This window comes from Pseudomonas sp. UBA7530 (genome assembly GCF_002479365.1).
GTDB lineage: Bacteria > Pseudomonadota > Gammaproteobacteria > Pseudomonadales > Pseudomonadaceae > Aquipseudomonas.
Window position 1 is genome coordinate 125,158 of record NZ_DLMS01000007.1, and the last position, 18,239, is coordinate 143,396.

An 18,239-nucleotide genomic window follows, 5' to 3' on the forward strand; every position below is an offset into this window, starting at 1 on the left:
GTCGATGCACCTCAAGGAATCGCCTCGCCAATCCCGCGCGGGTCGCTGGCCGCCTGCACTTCACCGCTGACCTTGTCCCAGAACAATACCTGCTGATTACCGTACTGCCGGTCGAGGCGCTTGAGTTCATAGCCACGTCGCTGCAGCTCGGCGGCCTGCTCGTCGCTGAAGGTATCCGGCTCATGCTCGATCACATCCGGCATGAACTGGTGGTGGTAGCGCGCTACGGCCGGCCAGCGCGCGATGGGCTGGTCGTCCAGGTATTCGAGCATCGACAGCAGCACCATGCTCGGAATACGGCTGCCGCCTGGCGTACCGAAGGCGGCGAACTCGTCGCTGCTCTCGATGAAACTCGGGCTCATCGACGACAGCGGGCGTTTGCCCCCGGCAATGGCGTTGGCCTGGCTGCCCGCCAGGCCATAGGCGTTGGCGCCCTGCACGTCGGCGGCGAAGTCGTCCATCTCGTCATTGAGCAGCACGCCGGTGCCGGGCACGGTGAAAGCGGCGCCGAACGGCAGGTTGATCGACAGCGTGGCAGCCACTGCATTGCCCTCGGCATCGAGCACGGCGAAATGCGTGGTGTGGTCGCCCTCATGCCAGGTGCCGGCAGGCGGCAGGCTGGCGCTGGGCGTGGCCTTCTCGGGCTCTATGCTGCCGGCGAGCACGGCCAGGTGTCCGGGCGAGAACAGTTGCTCCACGGGATTCTTGACGAAGTCCGGGTCGCCCAGCAGGCCGCGATCTCGGTAGGCGCGGCGCAGCGCCTCGACCACGTAGTGCACGCGCTGCATCGGTTCGGCGTCGCGCCAGGGTAGTTGTTCGAGCATCGCTAGGCTCTGCGCCAGCGCAATACCGCCGGCCGAGGGCGGCGGTGCGCTGATCAGCTCGCGGCCATCTTCGAGGCGAAAACGCAGCGGTTCGCGGCGGACGATGCGGTATTCGCGCAGGTCATCCAGGGTCCAGATGCCACCGGCGTGGCGTACGCCAGTTACCAGGCGCTCTGCCACCGGCCCTGTGTAGAAGCCGGCACGGCCATGCTCGGCCAGTGACTGCAGGGTGGCGGCCAGCTCCGGCTGGCGCAGCGAATGGCCCTCGCCGGGTATTTCGCCCTGGTCGAGAAACAGCCTGGCGCTCTCGGCATCGTCGCGCAGTGCCGCCAGGCGCCAGGTCGCGCGTTCGCGGTAGACGCGGTCCACCGCAAAGCCCTCGTTGGCCAGGCGAATCGCCGGGGCCAGGCTGGTTTTCAGCGGTAGGCGACCGTGATGCTCGGCCAGTTCGACCAATGCTGCCGGCAGCCCGGGAATGGCAGCAGCCAGCGCGCCATTGAGCGACAGCTCGCGTTGTACCTTGCCGTCGCGGACGTAGAGATCCGGCTTGGCCTCCAGTGGCGCGCGCTCACGGGCGTCGAGGAAGTCGTAGCCGGGGGCGTCGCCAGCGCTGCGCAGGAGGAAGAAGCCACCGCCACCCAGGCCCGAGCCGTAGGGCTCGACCACGGCCAGGGCTGCACTGGCGGCAATGGCGGCATCGAAGGCATTACCGCCAGCGTCGAGCATCTGCTGGGCGGCGGCAGTGGCCGCAGGGTGGGCGGTGGCAATGGCGGGTTGCTGCGGGGCGGCCTGAGCCAACAGGCTGGCGCCGAGCAGCAGGGTCGATAGCAGGAGTTTGCGCAACATGCGATCTACCAGAGGGCGGCTGAAGGAAGCTTGAAGCTTAACAGCCTCGCTCGGGCGAGGGGGCACAACGGGCGCGGAGAAAGTGGGAGGTCGCTAGCCCTCGAAAGTGTCAGGCCTTGCCGGTGATGATGCGGTACTTGTGCATCAGTTCATCCTTGCTCTCCACGTTGTTCTCGTCGAGCGGGATGCAGTCGACCGGGCAGACCTGCTGGCATTGCGGCTCATCGTAGTGGCCGACGCATTCGGTGCACAGGTTGGGATCGATCACGTAGATCTCCTCACCCTGGGAAATGGCGCCGTTGGGGCACTCGGGTTCGCAGACGTCGCAGTTGATGCAATCGTCGGTAATGATCAGGGACATGAAAAACAACTCCCGTCGAAGCTGGGCCACGACATTGGCAGGCGACAATGGGGCAATTGTGCCGGATTGGTACGCCATGTGCCATTAGCCCGGTCGGTTAGGCGCCTTGCTCCCTCTCCCGTTTGCGGGAAAAGGGCAGGGGAGAGGGTAGGGAATCGTGGCGCCGCTTTTATCCTCTCCCAAGAGCGGGAGAGGGTCATCAGTCGACCGTGAACGGCCGGCTTTTAATGCTTGCGCAAGCGCTCGTGGAGCGCATCGGCGACGGCCGGGTGCACGAACTTGGAAATGTCGCCACCCAGCGCGGCGATTTCGCGCACCAGGGTCGAGGAAATGAAGGAATACTTCTCCGACGGTGTGAGGAACAGGCTCTCGACGTCCGGCGCAAGCTGGCGGTTCATGTTGGCCAGCTGAAATTCGTACTCGAAGTCCGATACCGCGCGCAGGCCGCGCAGGAACACGTTGGCGTTCTGCTCCTTGACGAAGTGCGCCAGCAGCGAGGAGAAACCCACCACTTCAACGTTGGGCAGGTGCTTGGTTACCTCGCGGGCCAGCTCGACGCGTTGTTCCAGCGGGAACAGCGGGTTCTTCTTGGGGCTGGCGGCAACGGCGATGATGACGTGATCGAAGAGCCGCGCGGCGCGTTCGACCAGATCGCCATGGCCTTTGGTGATGGGGTCGAAGGTACCCGGGTACAACACTCGATTCATCGCTTCGTCCTGTTCGAGGCGGCAAGAGTCGCGGATGGTAGCGCAGCGTTTCCCTTGCGGCCAAGCGTGACGAAAGGCTCGGTTGCCGTGTGTGCCTGAGTGCCTGGCATTCAATGGGCTGTAGAGGATGCAGATGTGGGCGATTACCGAGCAGGGCACAGCCTGCGCCAGGCAGGGCCGTGCGCTGCACTGCTCAGGCCTTCAATCGTTCGCCCAGCAGGGTTGCCAGTTTCGCGGTCAGCCCATAGATCGAAAGTTGCGGGTTGGCGCCGATGCTGGTGGGGAACAGCGAGCCGTCGTGGACCGACAGGTTCTCCAGCTGGTGATGCCGGCCGAGGCTGTCGACCACTGCCTGCTGCGGGTCTTCGCCCATGGCGCAGCCGCCCATCACGTGAGCGCTGCCCAGGCGGGTGCGGTACAGCGCCAGGTCGAGGTTGTCGATCAGGTCCCGGGCTTGCTTCCAGGTTGCCACGTAGCCGGCATCGGCGTGCATCGGCATCACCGCCCTGGCGCCTGCGGCGAACTGGATTTCGGCCATGGTCAGGAAGGCACGGCGCACGCCATCCCAGGTGTAGTCGGTCATCTGGTAGTCGAGTACCGGGCTGCCGTCGTCACGCAGTTCCACACGGCCCTCGGCGCAATCCGGGTGGAAGCCGTCGCGCAGCAGGGCAAGCATCACGTTGGTATGCGGCAGTTGTGCCATGCGCAGGGCGTTCTCGCGGCCAAAATCGCCGAGCAGGGTGGCGGTCAGCGCTGGCTGTAGGGGCGGCACTTCCAGCTTGTAGGAAAGGCGTCCGCCGGTGCCATCGTCCCACTGAAAATGATCCGAGTAGACCGACTGCGGCGCACCGTAGAAGGGGTTGATGACCTGTTCGAACTGCGCCGCGGAGAAGTTCACCAGGTGAAGGTAGGTGCGCCGTCCGACGCGCTGGTGCGGGTCGGGCGCGTTGGAGCGCAGCAGAATGCCGGGGGTGTTGATGCCACCGCCGGCCAGCACGTAGTGCCGCGCCTTGACCCGGATGCGCTTGCCGGTGGGCGCCACGCAGCGTTCGTCCATGCCCAGGCAGTCGATGCCGACCACCTTGTCGCCTTCGATCAGCAGCTTGTCGGCGCGCGCCAGGTAGAGCAGCTCGCCGCCGGCGTCGAGGGTGGCGGGGATGGTGGTGACCAGCATCGACTGCTTGGCGTTGGTCGGGCAGCCCATGCCGCAGTAGCCGAGGTTCCAGCAGCCGCGCACGTTGCGCGGGATCGGCGCCCAGTGATAGCCGAGCTTGTCGCAGCCGCTGCGCAGCACCTCGTTGTTGGCATTCGGTGGCACCGCCCAGGGCGCGACGCCCAGGCGCTGCTCCATCTTCTCGAACCAGGGCGCCATGGACGCGACGTCATGGCCTTTCACGCCATGCACTTCAGCCCAGTGGGCCAGGGTCTGTGGCGGCGTGCGGAAGCTGCTGGTCCAGTTGATCAGCGTCGTGCCGCCCACGGCCCGGCCCTGCAGTATGGTGATGGCGCCATCCTTGCTCATGCGGCCGATACCTTCCTGATAGAGGTTCGGGTAGGCCTCGGCCTCCTGCATCTTGAAGTCGTCGCTGGTCTTCAGCGGGCCTTCCTCGATCAGCAGCACCTTGTAGCCAGCGGCGCTGAGAATCTCCGCCGTGGTGCCACCGCCGGCGCCGCTACCGACGATGGCGACATCGGCTTCCAGCGTCAGGTCGTTTTCCAGGCGCGAGCCGTCGTATGTCTTCCAGCCTTTGGCCAGGCCTTGCTTGAACAAATCGGGTACAGGCATTTCACCTTCTCTTCTTGTCGTCGGGCCGTCTGTAGGGGGCGAGCTCTCGAGCTGGGTGCTTGCCCTGATCGCGGATAAATCCGCTCCTACACCAACAGCCCGTATTCCGTGGGAGCGGCTTCAGCCGCGATGCTCTCCACCCCTGGTAGGGTGGGCCGTCATACGGTGGGCGGCCCCGGATAGCCGCAATGCGCCCAGGCTTCCTGGCAGCTGTACCAGGCCATCATCACCAGTTGCAGCAGCGAGGCGTGGCCCATGCGCAGCAGGCTCAGGCTGCTGTTCTGCCAGCGGCTGAGGAAGTTGCGCACGTCATCGGCGCTGGCGTTGTCCCAACTGCCCCAAACGCCGGTCAGCGGGCCACGGGTAATGGGCAGGGCCAGCACGTCGAACAGTTGTACGGTGAGTTTCAGCATCTCCGGCGACAGGTGGGCGAGGCCGTTGTCGAGACTCTTCAGCGTGCCATCTATCGCCTGCGGCATCTGTTCGGTACTGACGGCGCCATCGAGCATCACCGGGATCAGCGCGCGCAGAAACGGCAGGTCGCTGCTGCGCAGGATCAGATAACCATTGGCCGGCGTGCTGGCCGAGCAGCCGCTGAGCGTCGCGGTCAGCCCGGCAGTGCCGAGCAGCGCCGTGCCCAGCAGGCCGACCTTGAGCAGGCTGCGCCGCGAAAGTTGCGGCGCGTCGAGAGTGGTGTCGTTCATTGTTGTTATCACCAGGCGTAGAGCGGGTGCTGACCGCGTCGATCAACGTACGAACAATTTGTAGATGAGCTTCTGGATCGCCTTGCCGTAAGGCGGGTAGATCAGCCGTGCGGCGTTGAAACGCTGCTTGATGAATACGCCCTTGGCCTTGCTGAAGGTCAGGAAACCTTCGTGACCGTGGTAGTGGCCCATGCCCGACGGGCCGACACCGCCGAACGGCATGTCGTCCTGCGCCACGTGCAGCAGGGTGTCGTTCAGGCACACGCCGCCGGAGTGGGTTTCGTGCAGCACGCGCTGCTGTTCGCCCTTGTCGTAACCGAAGTAGTACAGCGCCAGCGGGCGTGGCCGTGCGTTGACGTAGGCGAAGGCATCTTCCAGGCGGTCGTACGGGACCACCGGCAGCAGCGGGCCGAAGATCTCGTCCTGCATCAGCTTCATGTCGTCGTTGACGTCGAGTACCAGGCTCTGCGGCAGGCGCCGGCCCTGGGCCTCTGGATACAAGGGAACGATGCGCGCGCCCTTGGTCTGCGCGTCCTGCAGGTAGCCGTTGAGGCGGGCCAGCTGGCGCTCGTTGATGATCGCCGTGTAGTCCGGGTTGTCCTTGAGCTGCGGATAGAAACGCTGCACGACGTCGCGATAGGCGCTGACGAAGCCGTCGACGCGATTACGCGGCACCAGCACGTAGTCCGGCGCCACGCAGGTCTGGCCGGCGTTGAGGGTCTTGCCGAAGGCGATGCGCTCGGCGGCGTGCTCCAGCGGCACGTCGGCCGAGACGATGGCTGGCGACTTGCCGCCCAGTTCCAGTGTTACCGGGGTCAGGTTCTCCGCGGCGGCGCGCATCACGTGCTTGCCGATGCTGGTGGCGCCAGTGAACAGCAAATGGTCGAACGGCAGCTTGGAGAAGGCCATGCCGACTTCCGCCTCGCCCAGGGCGACGCTGACCAGGTCCTCGGGGAAGATGCGCGCCAGCAGGTCCTTGACCAGTTGCGAGGTGGCCGGGGTGGATTCGCTCATCTTGATCATCACCCGGTTGCCGGCGGCCAGCGCACCGGTCAGCGGGCCGACGGCGAGAAACAGCGGGTAGTTCCACGGCACGATGATGCCGACCACGCCCAGCGGCTGGTAGATGACCTTGGCTGAAGCGGGCATGAACTGCATGCCGACGCTACGCCGTGAAGGCTTCATCCACTTTCTGATGCGTTTGCTCGCGTAATGGATGCCATGCAGGCTGGGCATCAGTTCGGCGAGCAGGGTCTCGTCCACCGAGCGGTTGCTGAAGTCCTGAGAAATCGCCTCGATCAGCGCATCCTGCTGTTCGTCCAGCAACTCCTTGAGGGACTTCAACCACTGAATGCGTTGCTCGGCCGACGGCATCGGGTTGGCGGCAAAGGCGGAGCGCTGCAGGGCGAAGGTGGCGTCCAGCTGGCTGATCTGCTGTTGGCTGTGCTGCAAATAGGCGATGTCGGCGACCATTGGTTTCTCCTCGACGTTCCAGCGGGCAGGCTGTTGAAAAACTATCTGCGTTGTCATCGCTGCGTTAAAAACAGGCTCAAAATGCTCATTTACAACTTGTAAACTCCGCTTTTTCGCCTGTTTTTGCCTTGCGCTGACTGCCTCGCCGACGTTTTTAAACAGCCTGCTGGAGGCGGCTATAAGCCGCGATTAGGCTGAGCTGGATTTTTAGAGCAATTACTCTAATGTGTCAAATAGGTGCCGCGTTTCCGTCCTCGCTGCACCCTAACCAAAGGCCTGCCAGCGCTTTTGCGGCGCATTCGGGGGTAACACTCCGGCTGTTTCGCCTGTACCTTTGCCACTTTTGAAGTCGAGATCGAGCTGCGTCATGGCGCCACCCAAGACCCGCGACCGCATCGTTGCCGAGAGCCTGGCCCTGTTCAACGGCCAGGGCGAACGCAATGTCACCACGAACCACATCGCCGCACATCTGGGCATTTCGCCGGGTAATCTGTATTACCACTTCCGCAACAAGCAGGTGATCATCGCCGAGCTGTTCGCCCAGTACGAAGCGCAGGTCGACAGTTTTCTGCGTCTGCCCGAAGGTCGTGCGCTGACGGTAGAGGACAAGACCTTCTACCTGGAGGCGCTGCTGGCGGCGATGTGGCACTACCGTTTCCTGCATCGCGATCTGGAGCACCTGCTGGAATCCGACGCCGAGTTGGCTGAGCGTTATCAGGCCTTCGCCCGGCGCTGTCTGGTGCACGCGCGGGCCATCTACCAGGGCTTCGTCGATGCCGAGATCCTCAGCATGACGCCGGCGCAGATCGAGGCGCTGACCCTCAACGCCTGGATCATCATGACTTCCTGGGTGCGTTTCCTCTGCACCGCCGGGGCCAGCCCGGACGACCTCAGCCAGGACATGCTGCGCCGCGGCATCTACCAAGTGCTGGCGCTGGAGGGCGGCTATATCGCGCCTTCGACGCGTGCGGCGGTCGAGGCGCTGTACGATCGCCTGCACGTGCCGCTGGAGCAGGTACTGGGGTAAGCGGTTCGGTGTCACCGGATGCTCTGTAGCCCGGATTCATCCGGGGTACGACTTCGCGGGTCGGTAGGAGGGGCTTTTGCCGCGAGCTTTTCGCCGCTGAAGCGCCTCCCACAATCTGCAGCGACTGCCTTGCCCGGTTGCAATCCGCAATGGCCTTTGTCGCGTCTTCCCGGACTTCATCCGGGTTACTTGCCGCCCGCGTAGGAGCGGCTTCAGCCGCGATTATCCGTGGCTCGCCAGCCATTGCGGAATACGCCGCTCCAGGTAATACACTGGCTTGCGCGGGCTGCCTTCGACGAAGCCGACATGCCCGCCCTTGGCGTGCAGTTCGAACTCGGTGCCGGGGGCGAGTTCGCTGGCCTCCGGCAGGCTATGGCGGAAGATGAAGGGGTCGTCCTCCGCCTGGATGATCAGCGTGCGTGTGCGGATTTCACCCAGGTAGAAGCGGCTAGAAGCGCGGCGGTAGTAATCGTGGGCATCGGCGAAACCGTGCAGCGGCGCGGTGATGCGCCCGTCGAAGTCCCAGAAGGTGCGCATGCCGTCCAGCGGGCCGAGGCGCTCCAGTACCGACAGGCGCTCGCTCTGACCCTGTTCGGTGAATAGGCGCTGCTTGTCGTTCACGTAGGCGACCATCTCGCGCATGAAGTGCGCCTGATACACCCGTGAGAAACCCAGGCCGATGCGGTCGGCGCACTGATCCAGACGAAACGGCACCGACACCGCTACCGCGGCTTGCAGCTGGCTCTGCGCGCCGCTTTCACCCAGGTACTTGAGCAGCACGTTGCCGCCCAGCGAATAGCCGACGGCATATAGCGGCGCCATCGGCCGTTGCGCGCGCAGGTGGGCGACAGCCGAGGCCAGATCCTCGCTGGCGCCGGAATGGTAGCCGCGCGGCAGCAGGTTGGGCTCGCCGGAGCAGCCACGCCAGTTCAACGCCACGCTGGCCCAACCGCGTGCGGCCAGGGCCTGCTGCAGGCCGAGCACGTAGAGCGAGCTGGAGCTGCCGGTCAGGCCATGCAGCACCAGCACCAGCGGCGCGTGGGCGTCGTGCGGGCCGTGCCAGTCGAGGTCGAGGAAGTCGCCATCGTCCAGCCACAGCCGTTCGCGCTGGCGCTCGAGCTGCGGCGGCTTGCGGCAGAAGGGCTTCCACAGCGTCTGCAGATGCGGACCGGGGAGCCACCAGGCGGGGCGAAATTCAGTGTTCATGGTGAAGTCGGTCGTCGGCAGTAGACGTAGCCCGGATGCAATCCGGGAATGGTGGCCCTGGATTTCATCCAGGCTACGGAGCTTTCAGCGTCGGCGCTTGCGCAGTATGCGCCAAGCGCACCAGGCCAATACCAGTAACGCGACGATACGCTGATTGGTAAGTCCGATGACGATACCTTGCTGATGCTCCAACAGTATCGTGCGATTCAAATTCAGCGGAATTTCCTGCTGGCTGAGCAGCACCGGCAGCGCCAGTACGATCAGCAGCAGATAGGGCAGGTGGGCATAGATGAAGTCCTTCATCCACGCTGCCACAGCGCGTAATGCACCTGGCCGGTGTGCTTCTCACGGTGCAGGCGCCAGTTCCCCGGTAGGCCGAGGGTTGACGGGGTGGATTCGCTTTCGGTGTAGATCCAGGCGTCGTCGGCCAGCCAGCCTTGTGTTTCCAGCAAGGTGCAGGCGTCCTGTAGCAGGTCCTTGTGGAAGGGCGGGTCGAGCAGAGCGATATCGAAGCGCCGCGGTGCCGGGCGGGCCAGCAGTTGCAGGGCATCGCCGAGCTGAATCTCGCCCTCGCTGCACTGCAGCGTCGTCAGATGTCCGCGCAGCGCAGCCACCGACGCCGGGTTGAGGTCGCAGGCCAGGCCGCTGGCAGCGCCGCGCGACAGGGCTTCGAGCAGTAGCGCGCCGCTGCCGGCGAAGGGGTCCAACACATGAGCGCCCTCCACGTAGGGCGCGAGCCAGTTGAACAGCGTTTCGCGCACCCGATCCGGGGTCGGGCGCAGGCCCGGCCCGTCGGGGAAGGCGAAGCGCCGCGAACGCCATTGCCCACCGATGATGCGCAATTGACCCTGGCCGCCGTGGGCTTTGCCCGCGGCGGGTTTGTGCGGGGCGCGTCCGCGCATCAGTGCGGCACCGTGCTGGGCTGCTCGGCCGGGCGATCGGTCGGTGGTGGCAGCTCCTTCTGCGCCACGGTCGGGCCTGCTGTGACCACCACCAGTGCTTCGGGGTCGAGGTGCTTGGCCATCGCCGCTTTCACCTGCTCGGTGGTGAGGTTCTGCACGTCGCGCATGAAATCGTCCAGGTAGCTCAGCGGCAGATCGTAGAAGCCCATCGATGCCAACTGGCCGACGATGGCCGCATTGCTTGCCGTGGACAGTGGGAAGCTGCCGGCCAGCTCGCGCTTGGCGTTGTCCAGCTCCTGCTGGGACGGGCCGTCACGCAGGTAGTCGGTCAGCAGTTGCTTGACCAGCGCCAGGGTGCCCTGGCTGAGCTCGGCGCGGGTCTGCAGATTGATCATGAATGGGCCGCGCGCCTGCATGGTCCTGAAACTGGAGTAGACGCCGTAGGTCAGGCCGCGCTTCTCGCGTACTTCGCTCATCAGGCGGGTGCCGAAACCGCCGCCGCCGAAGATCTGATTGCCTAGATATAGCGCGGCATAATCCGGATCGCTGCGGTCGATGCCGAGCTGGGCGAACATCAGATGGGTCTGGTTGGATGGGTATTCGATATGGCTGACGCCCGGCTTGGGCGTTTGCGGCTGGGCGATCTTCGCCAGCGCCGGGCCTTGTGGCAGGGCGGCGGAGAGCTGATTGGCGATGGCCTCGGCCTCGGCGCGCGACAGGTCGCCGACCAGGGCGATCACCGCATTGCCGGCCGCGTAGGCGCGAGCGTGGAAGGCCTGCAGCTGCTGACGGGTGATGGCGGGGATCGACTGCGCCGTGCCGTCGCTCGGGTGCGCGTAGGGATGCTGCCCGTACAGGCGCTCGAACAACTCCAGGCTGGCCAGCTTGCCCGGATTCTGCTTCTGGTACTCGAAGCCGGCGAGCAGCTGGTTCTTGATCCGCGCCAACGAATCGGCAGGGAAGGTGGGCTTGCCCAGTACATCAGCGAACAGCGCCAGCGCAGGTTCGCGTTGCTCCCACGCGCTCAGGCTGCGCAGGCTGGCCACGGCCATGTCGCGGTAGGCGCCGTTGCCGAACTCGGCGCCGAGGCCCTCGAAACCGGCGGCGATGGCGCCAACGTCCTTGCCCGGCACACCTTCGTTGAGCATCGCGTTGGTCAGGGTAGCCAGGCCCGGCGCGCCGCCGTCCTGACTGCTACCGGCGGCGAAGGTCAGGCGCAGGTCGAACATCGGCAGCTCATGGGCTTCGACGAACAGCACCCTGGCGCCCTGTGAGGTGTGCCAGCTCTGGATTTCCAGCGTACGGCGGGTCGGCGCCTTGCCGTCGAGCGCAGCCAGCGACTGCAGCTTGGCGGCATCGCCGGTCGCCGTGCTGTCGGACAGGTTGGCGCAGGCGCCCAGTGCCAGGGCGGTGGACAGGACCAGGCCGAGCAGGCCCAGGCGGCGTTGCTCAGTCTTCATGGGCGGGACTCCTTATTGCGGGATTCTTCAGGCAGAACGTGGGCGACACTCAGGCGGTCGCGAACGAAGAAGGTACGGGCGGCCTGCTGGATGTCCGCCGGGGTGACGGCTTCCAGCTCGGCCAGTTCCTGGTCGATCAACTGCCAGGACAGGCCCACGGTTTCCAGTTGACCGATACCGGTGGCCTGGCTGGTGATTGAGTCGCGCTCGAATACCAGGCCGGCGATGACCTGGGCGCGTACGCGTGCCAGTTCGGCAGCGGACGGCGGGGCTTTCTTCAGTTCTTCCAGTTCGCGCCACAGGCCGGCTTCGGCCTGCTCCAGGGTCTTGCCCTTCTGCACGTTGGGCATAGCCGAGAGGATGAACAGGCTGTCGCCGCGGGTGAAGGCGTTGTACCAGACGCTGGCACCGGAAACGAGCTCCTCGCCGCGCTCCAGGCGGGTCGGCAGACGCGCGCTGTAGCCGCCATCGAGCAGCGCGGCGGCCAGGCGCAGGGCATAGACCTGGCGCGGCGTTTGCGCAGTGGCCAGGCCCGGCACGTTGAAGCCCATGACCAGATTGGGCAGTTGGGTCTTGAGATACAGGGTGGTGCGCCGTTCGCCCGGCGCGGCCAGTTCCAGCGGCAGCTTGGCGGTCGGAACGTCGCGACGCGGGATGTCACCGAAGTAACGTTGCGCCTGGGTCTTGACCTCGTCCAAGCTGACGTCGCCGACCACCACCAGGGTGGCGTTGTTCGGCGCGTACCACTTCTTGTACCAGGCGCGCAGTTCGTCGATGTGCATGCGCTCGAGGTCGGCCATCCAGCCGATGGTCGGGATGCTGTAGCCGCTGGCCGGGTAGGCCATGGGTTTGAAGCGCTCGAATGCCAGGGACGAGGGACGGTCGTCGGTGCGCAGACGGCGCTCTTCCTTGATCACCTCGATTTCCTTGGCGAACTCGTCTGCCGGCAGTTTCAGGCTGGCGAGACGGTCGGCTTCCAGCTCCAGCGCCACGCCCAGGCGGTCGCGGGCCAGCACCTGGTAGTAGGCGGTGTAGTCGTCACTGGTGAAGGCATTTTCCTCGGCGCCCAGCTCACGCAGGATGCGCGACGCTTCGCCGGGGCCGAAATTGCGGCTGCCCTTGAACATCATGTGTTCCAGGGCGTGGGACAGGCCGGTGGAGCCGGGCGTCTCGTAGCTGGAGCCGACCTTGTACCAGATCTGCGAAACCACGACCGGCGCGCGGTGGTCCTCGCGGACGATGACCTTGAGGCCGTTGTCCAGTTCGAATTCGTGGGTGGGTTGAGCGGGAGACGCGGAGGCTGCAAGAGGCACGCAAAGGGCGCCGAACAGCAGGCCGAGGGAACGGCGGGCGATGGCATTCATTAAAAGTCTGACCTGTCGGATAGCCTGGGCGGTCGTACCGCCGGCGGGCGAAGAGGTGCTAGGATACCCCATCCTTTTCCGGGGCGGCGCGACAAGGCTTTACAGCCTGTTAGCGTCGCTCCCCTGAGATGCAAGCGACCCATGTTTGGTTCCAATGACGACAAGAAGTCGCCGGCCGAGGCTGGCGCGCAGACCCCGCCTGTGACCGAAGAGAAGAAATCCCTGTTCAGCTGGTGGCGCAAGAAGCCGGCGGAAACACCTGCCGAGCCGGCTCAGCCCGCGCCCGTCGAGCCAGCGGCGCCTGCGCAGGCACCTGTCGAGCCGTCGCCGCCTGCGCCCGAAGCCTTGCCGGCAGCAGAGTCCGCAGCCGAGACGCCAGTGGTTGATGTCACGCCGGCTCCAGCGCCGCCCATTGCCGAAGCCCCCGTAGCTGAACCCATGGTCGTCGAGCCGACGCCAGTCGCGGTCGAACCCATCGCCGAGGTTGCCCCGGTGGAGGCTGCGCCAGCGCCCGTCGCCGCGCCGGCCACCCAGGATAAGCCCGGTTTCTTCGCCCGTCTCAAGCAGGGCCTGTCCAAGACCAGCGCCAGCCTCGGCGAAGGCATGGCCAGCCTGTTCCTCGGCAAGAAGGCCATCGACGACGACCTGCTCGACGATCTGGAAACCCGACTGCTGACCGCCGACGTCGGTGTCGAGGCGACCACCGCCATCATCGGCAATCTGACCAAGCGCGTGGCGCGCAAGGAACTGGCCGACAGCGGCGCGCTGTACAAGGCCCTGCAGGAAGAGCTGGTCACCCTGCTCAAGCCGGTCGAGCAGCCGCTGGTGATCGATACGGCCAAGCAGCCCTATGTGATCCTCGTCGTCGGCGTCAACGGCGTGGGCAAGACCACCACCATCGGCAAGCTGGCCAAGAAGCTGCAGCAAGACGGCAAGAAGGTCATGCTCGCCGCCGGCGATACCTTCCGTGCCGCTGCCGTGGAGCAGTTGCAGGTCTGGGGCGAGCGCAACAACATCGCGGTCATCGCCCAGCACACCGGTGCCGACTCGGCCTCGGTGATCTTCGATGCGGTGCAGGCCGCCAAGTCCCGTGGCATCGATGTGCTGATCGCCGATACCGCCGGGCGCCTGCACACCAAGGACAACCTGATGGAAGAGCTGAAGAAAGTCCGTCGGGTGATCGGCAAGCTGGACGAGACGGCGCCGCACGAGGTGCTGCTGGTGCTCGACGCCGGCACCGGGCAGAACGCCATCAGCCAGGCCAAGCAGTTCAACCAGACGGTGAACCTCACCGGCCTGGCGCTGACCAAACTCGACGGCACCGCCAAGGGCGGCGTCATCTTCGCCCTGGCCAAGCAGTTCGGCCTGCCGATTCGTTACATCGGCGTGGGCGAGGGCATCGATGATTTGCGTCCGTTCGAGGCGCAGGCTTTCGTCCAGGCACTGTTCGAGGAGCGTGAGCGCGGATGATCCGATTCGAGCAGGTCGCCAAGCGTTACCCCAATGGCCATGTCGGGCTGCACGAGCTGACTTTCCGCGTTCGCCCCGGCGAATTTCTCTTCGTCACCGGCCACTCCGGTGCCGGCAAGAGCACGCTGCTGCGCCTGCTGCTGGCGATGGAGCGGCCCACCAGCGGCAAGCTGCTGCTGGCTGGGCAGGATCTTTCCACCATCACCAATGCGCAGATTCCCTTCCTGCGTCGGCAGATCGGTGTGGTATTCCAGAACCATCAACTGCTATTCGACCGCACCGTTTACGACAACGTCGCCCTGCCGCTGCAGATTCTTGGTCTGTCCAAGCCGGAGATCGCCAAGCGCGTCGGCGCCGCGTTGGAGCGCGTCAGCCTCAGCGACAAGGCTGCGCAAGCGCCTGGGGATCTGTCCACCGGTCAGCAGCAGCGCGTCGGCATCGCCCGCGCCATCGTCCACCGCCCGGCCCTGCTGCTGGCGGACGAGCCCACCGGTAACCTCGACCCGCGCCTGGCCGCCGAGATCATGGGCGTGTTCGAGGACATCAACCAGCTGGGTACCACGGTGCTGATCGCCAGCCACGACCTGGCGCTGATCGCGCGCATGCGCCAGCGCATGCTGACCCTGCAACGCGGTCGTCTGATCGGTGACGGGGAGGCTGCCTGATGAGCGCATCGAAGATGCCCACACCGCAACCGGCCGAACGTGTCGGCGCGGCGCCGCGCAACAAGGTGGTGGACGGCCCGGCTGACGAACCGGATTTCCGCACGCTGTTCCACGCCTGGCTGGAAAGTCACCGTGCCAGCCTGGTAGACAGCCTGCGCCGCCTGGCGCGACAGCCCATCGGCAGCTTCTTCACCTGTTGGGTGATGGCGGTGGCGCTTAGCCTGCCCATGGGCCTGTCGCTGCTGCTGGACAACGTCGAGAAGCTCGGTGGCTCCTGGCAGCGCGCCGCACAGATTTCCCTGTTCCTCGACATGTCCGCCGGTGAGCGTGACGGCCAGGCGCTGCGCGAGCAGATCGCGGCGATGGATGACGTGGCCGATGCCGAGTGGATCAGCCGCGAGCAGGCGCTGGAAGAATTCCAGCAACTGTCCGGCCTGGGCCAGGCGCTCAAGGAGTTGCCGGAGAACCCGCTGCCAGGCGTGGTCCTGGTCACGCCGAAGGAAGTCGACAAGGCCAAGCTCGAAGCCCTGCGCCAGCGCCTGGCGGAGCTGCCCAAGGTAGAGCAGGCACAGCTCGATCTGGTCTGGGTCGAGCGTCTGACTGCCATCCTCAAACTGGGTGATCGCTTCGTCTTCGGTCTCAGCCTGCTGCTGATCCTGGCGCTGCTGCTTGTGATCGGTAATACCATCCGCCTGCACATCGAGAATCGCCGCGCCGAGATCGAGGTGATCAAACTGGTAGGTGGAACCGATGGCTATGTGCGGCGTCCTTTCTTGTATATGGGCGCGTTGTACGGTTTCGGCGCCGGCATCTTCGCCTGGTTGCTGTTGGCCTTCGGGCTGGATTGGCTGAACGATGCTGTAGTACGTTTGGCCGGCCTCTACGGTAGCGATTTCGCCCTGGGTGGCGTACCTTCGGCCGACGGTTTTTCGCTGCTGCTCGGCGCCGTGCTGTTGGGCTATATTGGCGCCTGGCTGGCGGTGGCGCGTCACCTGAACGAACTTGCTCCCCGCTAGGGCGCTGTTCGGCGAGGCTGAACGCAAGCTGACAAGTCATTGTTTTGGTTGATATTGACTATCTGATAGGGAACTTATCCACAGGCTCTTTATCAGATAGCGCAGTGCTACACTGCACGAGTTTCGTGAATCGGAGGATTCGAATGTCCACTTCCTTGCAACCTGTTCATGCCCTTGTTCCAGGCGCCAACCTGGAAGCGTACGTGCATGCGGTTAACAGCATTCCACTGCTGACGCCCGAGCAGGAGCGTGAACTGGCCGAAAATCTCTACTATCAGCAGGATCTCGATGCCGCCCGCCAGATGGTGCTGGCTCACCTGCGTTTCGTCGTGCATATCGCGCGCAGCTATTCCGGTTATGGCCTGGCCCAGGCTGACCTGATTCAGGAAGGCAACGTCGGCCTGATGAAGGCGGTCAAGCGCTTCAACCCGGAAATGGGTGTGCGTCTGGTGTCTTTTGCCGTGCACTGGATTCGTGCGGAAATCCACGAGTTCATCCTGAAGAACTGGCGCATCGTCAAAGTGGCCACCACCAAGGCGCAGCGCAAACTGTTCTTCAACCTGCGCAGCCAGAAGAAGCGTCTGGCCTGGCTGAACAACGACGAAGTCACCGCTGTAGCGGAAAGCCTGGGCGTCGAGCCGCACGAAGTGCGCGAGATGGAAAGCCGCCTGACCGGCCAGGACATGGCCTTCGACCCGGCAGCCGATGCCGACGACGACAGCGCCTTCCAGTCGCCCGCGCATTACCTGGAAGATCACCGCTACGACCCGGCCCGCCAGCTCGAGGATGCCGACTGGAGCGACAGTTCCAGCAGCAACCTGCACGAAGCGCTGGAAAGCCTGGATGAGCGCAGCCGTGACATTCTCCACCAGCGCTGGCTGGCCGAGGAGAAGGCGACGCTGCACGATCTGGCCGCCAAGTACAACGTGTCGGCCGAGCGTATTCGTCAGCTCGAGAAGAACGCCATGAACAAGCTCAAGGGCTGTATCGCCGCCTGAGCCTGCCGCAACCCGAAAAGCCGCACCCTGGTGCGGCTTTTTGCTGTCTGGAGCAACCGCCTTGAACAAAGCCCCGCTGAAAGCGCAGCACTGGCTGATATTCGTGATCGTTGCCGTGCTGTTCTTCGCCTGGGGCGCCTGGCTGATGCGCAGCAGCGAGGTTCAGCCGGTGACCAATCTGCAGCAGTGGCGCGATGCCCTGCTGCAGCCGCTGGCCGAAGATGGGCTGACGCTGCGTGATGTGCAGGCGCTGGCCCCGGGCGAGCTGTGGCTGGAGCCGCGCCTGGACGGCGCACGGCTGACCTATCGAACGAGGCTTGAAGGGGAGGAGGGCGAGTGGTCGCTGCAGGCTGAACTGGCCTTGAGCCAAGGCCAGCGTGACAGCCTGATGGTGGCGCAAGGCCTGAAGGCAGGCGATGCGGAGTTAGCGCTGGATGAGTCGCTGACCGAGCAGATGGCCACTTTTTCCATCGCCAGCCTCAATCTGCACGCCCCGCAAGCGCTGGCCAGCGAACGCCTGGCCGCCAGCCTCGGGCAGCCGCGTCTGACCCTGGAGTTGGCCGACGGCCAGGCGTGGGTCTATCCACAATGGGGTTTGACCGTGCATCTGCACGGCGATGACGTCGAACTGCTGCATGCGGTGCCGCGCAAGGCGTTTCGCGCTACTCGCTAGCTTACAGCCAGCGTGGCCACCAATCGGGGCGCTGTGGCTTTAGCTGGTCGAGGTAGTGGCTGCCGCCGAGCTGGTTCATCTGCTGGCGAATCCAGGCCGCGCGGCGGATCACGTAGCCATTCGGGCGACCTGCGCTCCAGCGCAGCGGGTTGGGCAGCACGGCAGCCAGCTGGCTGGCCTGCTGGCGATTGAGGTAAGGAGCGCCGACGCCGAAATGATGCTGCGCGGCGGCTTCGGCGCCGAAGATGCCATCGCCCCATTCGACGCTGTTGAGATAGACCTCGAGGATGCGCTCCTTCGACCAGAGCAGCTCGATCAGCGCGGTGAACCAGGCTTCCAGCCCTTTGCGCAGCCAGCTGCGCCCGGACCAGAGAAACAGGTTCTTCGCCACCTGCTGGCTCAGAGTACTGGCGCCACGCAGCGAGCCGCCGCTCTGGTTGTGCGCCAGCGCTGCCTGAATCGCGCCGACGTCGAAGCCCCAGTGCTCGGCGAACTTCTGGTCTTCGGCGGCGATCACCGCCATCTTCAGGTGGTCCGGCAGTTCGTTCCAGGGGCGCCATTGGCGCTTCAGCTCAATGGGCTGTGAGCTGCCCCAGGATTCGATTTTGCGTTCGATCATCAGCGCCGTGCCGGGTGGCGGTACCCAGCGCAGCACGAGCACCAGCAGGGCGCTGGCCAGCATCAGCCAGAGCAGCAGTTTCAGCAGGCGGCGGGTCAGGGCTCGGAGCATGGGGTCTCGCAATGATTGGGCGTGGCG

The 18,239-nt window shown here is 65.0% G+C and carries 18 protein-coding genes; 6 read left to right on the top strand and 12 right to left on the bottom strand.

Annotated elements, in window-relative coordinates:
- Window positions 1-11: 11 nt before the first annotated feature.
- The 6 genes from ggt to B2U07_RS12040 all read right to left on the bottom strand — a co-directional run bounded on the left by ggt (window position 12) and on the right by B2U07_RS12040 (window position 6,701).
- Entirely contained in the window at window positions 12-1,670 is a 1,659-nt protein-coding gene (gene ggt / locus B2U07_RS12015) for a gamma-glutamyltransferase (RefSeq protein WP_275546853.1), read from the bottom strand.
- A gap of 109 nt (window positions 1,671-1,779) precedes the next feature.
- Window positions 1,780-2,031: a YfhL family 4Fe-4S dicluster ferredoxin gene (locus B2U07_RS12020; RefSeq protein WP_003464019.1), complete on the bottom strand. Its 252-nt coding sequence runs from the start codon at window positions 2,029-2,031 to the stop codon at window positions 1,780-1,782.
- Window positions 2,032-2,255: 224 nt separating this feature from the next.
- Window positions 2,256-2,738: a pantetheine-phosphate adenylyltransferase gene (gene coaD, locus B2U07_RS12025; RefSeq protein ID WP_197856792.1), complete on the bottom strand. Its 483-nt coding sequence runs from the start codon at window positions 2,736-2,738 to the stop codon at window positions 2,256-2,258.
- A 193-nt stretch (window positions 2,739-2,931) separates the two neighbouring features.
- Window positions 2,932-4,524 carry a GMC family oxidoreductase gene (locus B2U07_RS12030; protein WP_275546854.1) on the bottom strand — a complete coding sequence of 531 codons (1,593 nt, stop codon included), beginning with the start codon at window positions 4,522-4,524 and terminating at the stop codon, window positions 2,932-2,934.
- Window positions 4,525-4,682: 158 nt separating this feature from the next.
- Window positions 4,683-5,228 carry a twin-arginine translocation pathway signal protein gene (locus tag B2U07_RS12035; protein WP_275546855.1) on the bottom strand — a complete coding sequence of 182 codons (546 nt, stop codon included), beginning with the start codon at window positions 5,226-5,228 and terminating at the stop codon, window positions 4,683-4,685.
- A 42-nt stretch (window positions 5,229-5,270) separates the two neighbouring features.
- Window positions 5,271-6,701, bottom strand: coding sequence for a coniferyl aldehyde dehydrogenase (locus B2U07_RS12040; RefSeq protein WP_275546856.1), 1,431 nt, complete (start codon window positions 6,699-6,701; stop codon window positions 5,271-5,273).
- 367 nt (window positions 6,702-7,068) lie between these two features.
- Between B2U07_RS12040 and B2U07_RS12045 the strand changes: the two genes are divergently transcribed.
- Window positions 7,069-7,728, top strand: a complete 660-nt coding sequence (locus B2U07_RS12045) for a TetR/AcrR family transcriptional regulator (RefSeq protein ID WP_275546857.1) — start codon at window positions 7,069-7,071, stop codon at window positions 7,726-7,728.
- A 222-nt stretch (window positions 7,729-7,950) separates the two neighbouring features.
- Here the strand turns inward: B2U07_RS12045 and B2U07_RS12050 are convergent, their stop codons facing one another.
- From B2U07_RS12050 to B2U07_RS12070, 5 genes are all read right to left on the bottom strand, one after another.
- Entirely contained in the window at window positions 7,951-8,934 is a 984-nt protein-coding gene (locus B2U07_RS12050) for a hydrolase (protein WP_275546858.1), read from the bottom strand.
- 84 nt (window positions 8,935-9,018) lie between these two features.
- Complete coding sequence (locus B2U07_RS12055) at window positions 9,019-9,237, bottom strand: hypothetical protein (RefSeq protein WP_275546859.1); 219 nt, start codon at window positions 9,235-9,237, stop codon at window positions 9,019-9,021.
- Window positions 9,234-9,836, bottom strand: a complete 603-nt coding sequence (gene rsmD / locus B2U07_RS12060; RefSeq protein ID WP_296277061.1) for a 16S rRNA (guanine(966)-N(2))-methyltransferase RsmD — start codon at window positions 9,834-9,836, stop codon at window positions 9,234-9,236. Before rsmD ends, B2U07_RS12055 begins: the two co-directional genes overlap by 4 nt.
- Window positions 9,836-11,296 carry a M16 family metallopeptidase gene (locus tag B2U07_RS12065; RefSeq protein WP_296277062.1) on the bottom strand — a complete coding sequence of 487 codons (1,461 nt, stop codon included), beginning with the start codon at window positions 11,294-11,296 and terminating at the stop codon, window positions 9,836-9,838. Before B2U07_RS12065 ends, rsmD begins: the two co-directional genes overlap by 1 nt.
- Window positions 11,293-12,660, bottom strand: a complete 1,368-nt coding sequence (locus B2U07_RS12070) for a M16 family metallopeptidase (protein ID WP_296277066.1) — start codon at window positions 12,658-12,660, stop codon at window positions 11,293-11,295. The genes B2U07_RS12065 and B2U07_RS12070 overlap by 4 nt, the downstream gene beginning before the upstream one ends.
- Window positions 12,661-12,801: 141 nt before the next feature.
- Here B2U07_RS12070 and ftsY point away from each other — a divergent pair, with 141 nt between their 5' ends.
- The 5 genes from ftsY (at window position 12,802) to B2U07_RS12095 (ending at window position 17,482) form a co-directional block, all read left to right on the top strand.
- Window positions 12,802-14,130: a signal recognition particle-docking protein FtsY gene (gene ftsY / locus B2U07_RS12075; RefSeq protein WP_296277068.1), complete on the top strand. Its 1,329-nt coding sequence runs from the start codon at window positions 12,802-12,804 to the stop codon at window positions 14,128-14,130.
- Complete coding sequence (ftsE, locus tag B2U07_RS12080; RefSeq protein WP_013717545.1) at window positions 14,127-14,795, top strand: cell division ATP-binding protein FtsE; 669 nt, start codon at window positions 14,127-14,129, stop codon at window positions 14,793-14,795. Before ftsY ends, ftsE begins: the two co-directional genes overlap by 4 nt.
- Window positions 14,795-15,811: a permease-like cell division protein FtsX gene (ftsX, locus tag B2U07_RS12085; protein WP_275546864.1), complete on the top strand. Its 1,017-nt coding sequence runs from the start codon at window positions 14,795-14,797 to the stop codon at window positions 15,809-15,811. The genes ftsE and ftsX overlap by 1 nt, the downstream gene beginning before the upstream one ends.
- Before the next feature lie 143 nt (window positions 15,812-15,954).
- The gene (gene rpoH / locus B2U07_RS12090) at window positions 15,955-16,809 is read left to right on the top strand and encodes an RNA polymerase sigma factor RpoH (protein ID WP_275546865.1); all 855 of its coding nucleotides are present in this window, start codon (window positions 15,955-15,957) and stop codon (window positions 16,807-16,809) included.
- A gap of 61 nt (window positions 16,810-16,870) precedes the next feature.
- A complete protein-coding gene (locus B2U07_RS12095; RefSeq protein WP_296277070.1) occupies window positions 16,871-17,482 on the top strand; it encodes a hypothetical protein in 612 nt (203 codons plus the stop codon).
- 1 nt (window position 17,483) lies between these two features.
- Here the strand turns inward: B2U07_RS12095 and mtgA are convergent, their stop codons facing one another.
- The gene (mtgA, locus tag B2U07_RS12100) at window positions 17,484-18,212 is read right to left on the bottom strand and encodes a monofunctional biosynthetic peptidoglycan transglycosylase (protein ID WP_296277071.1); all 729 of its coding nucleotides are present in this window, start codon (window positions 18,210-18,212) and stop codon (window positions 17,484-17,486) included.
- Window positions 18,213-18,239: the final 27 nt, after the last annotated feature.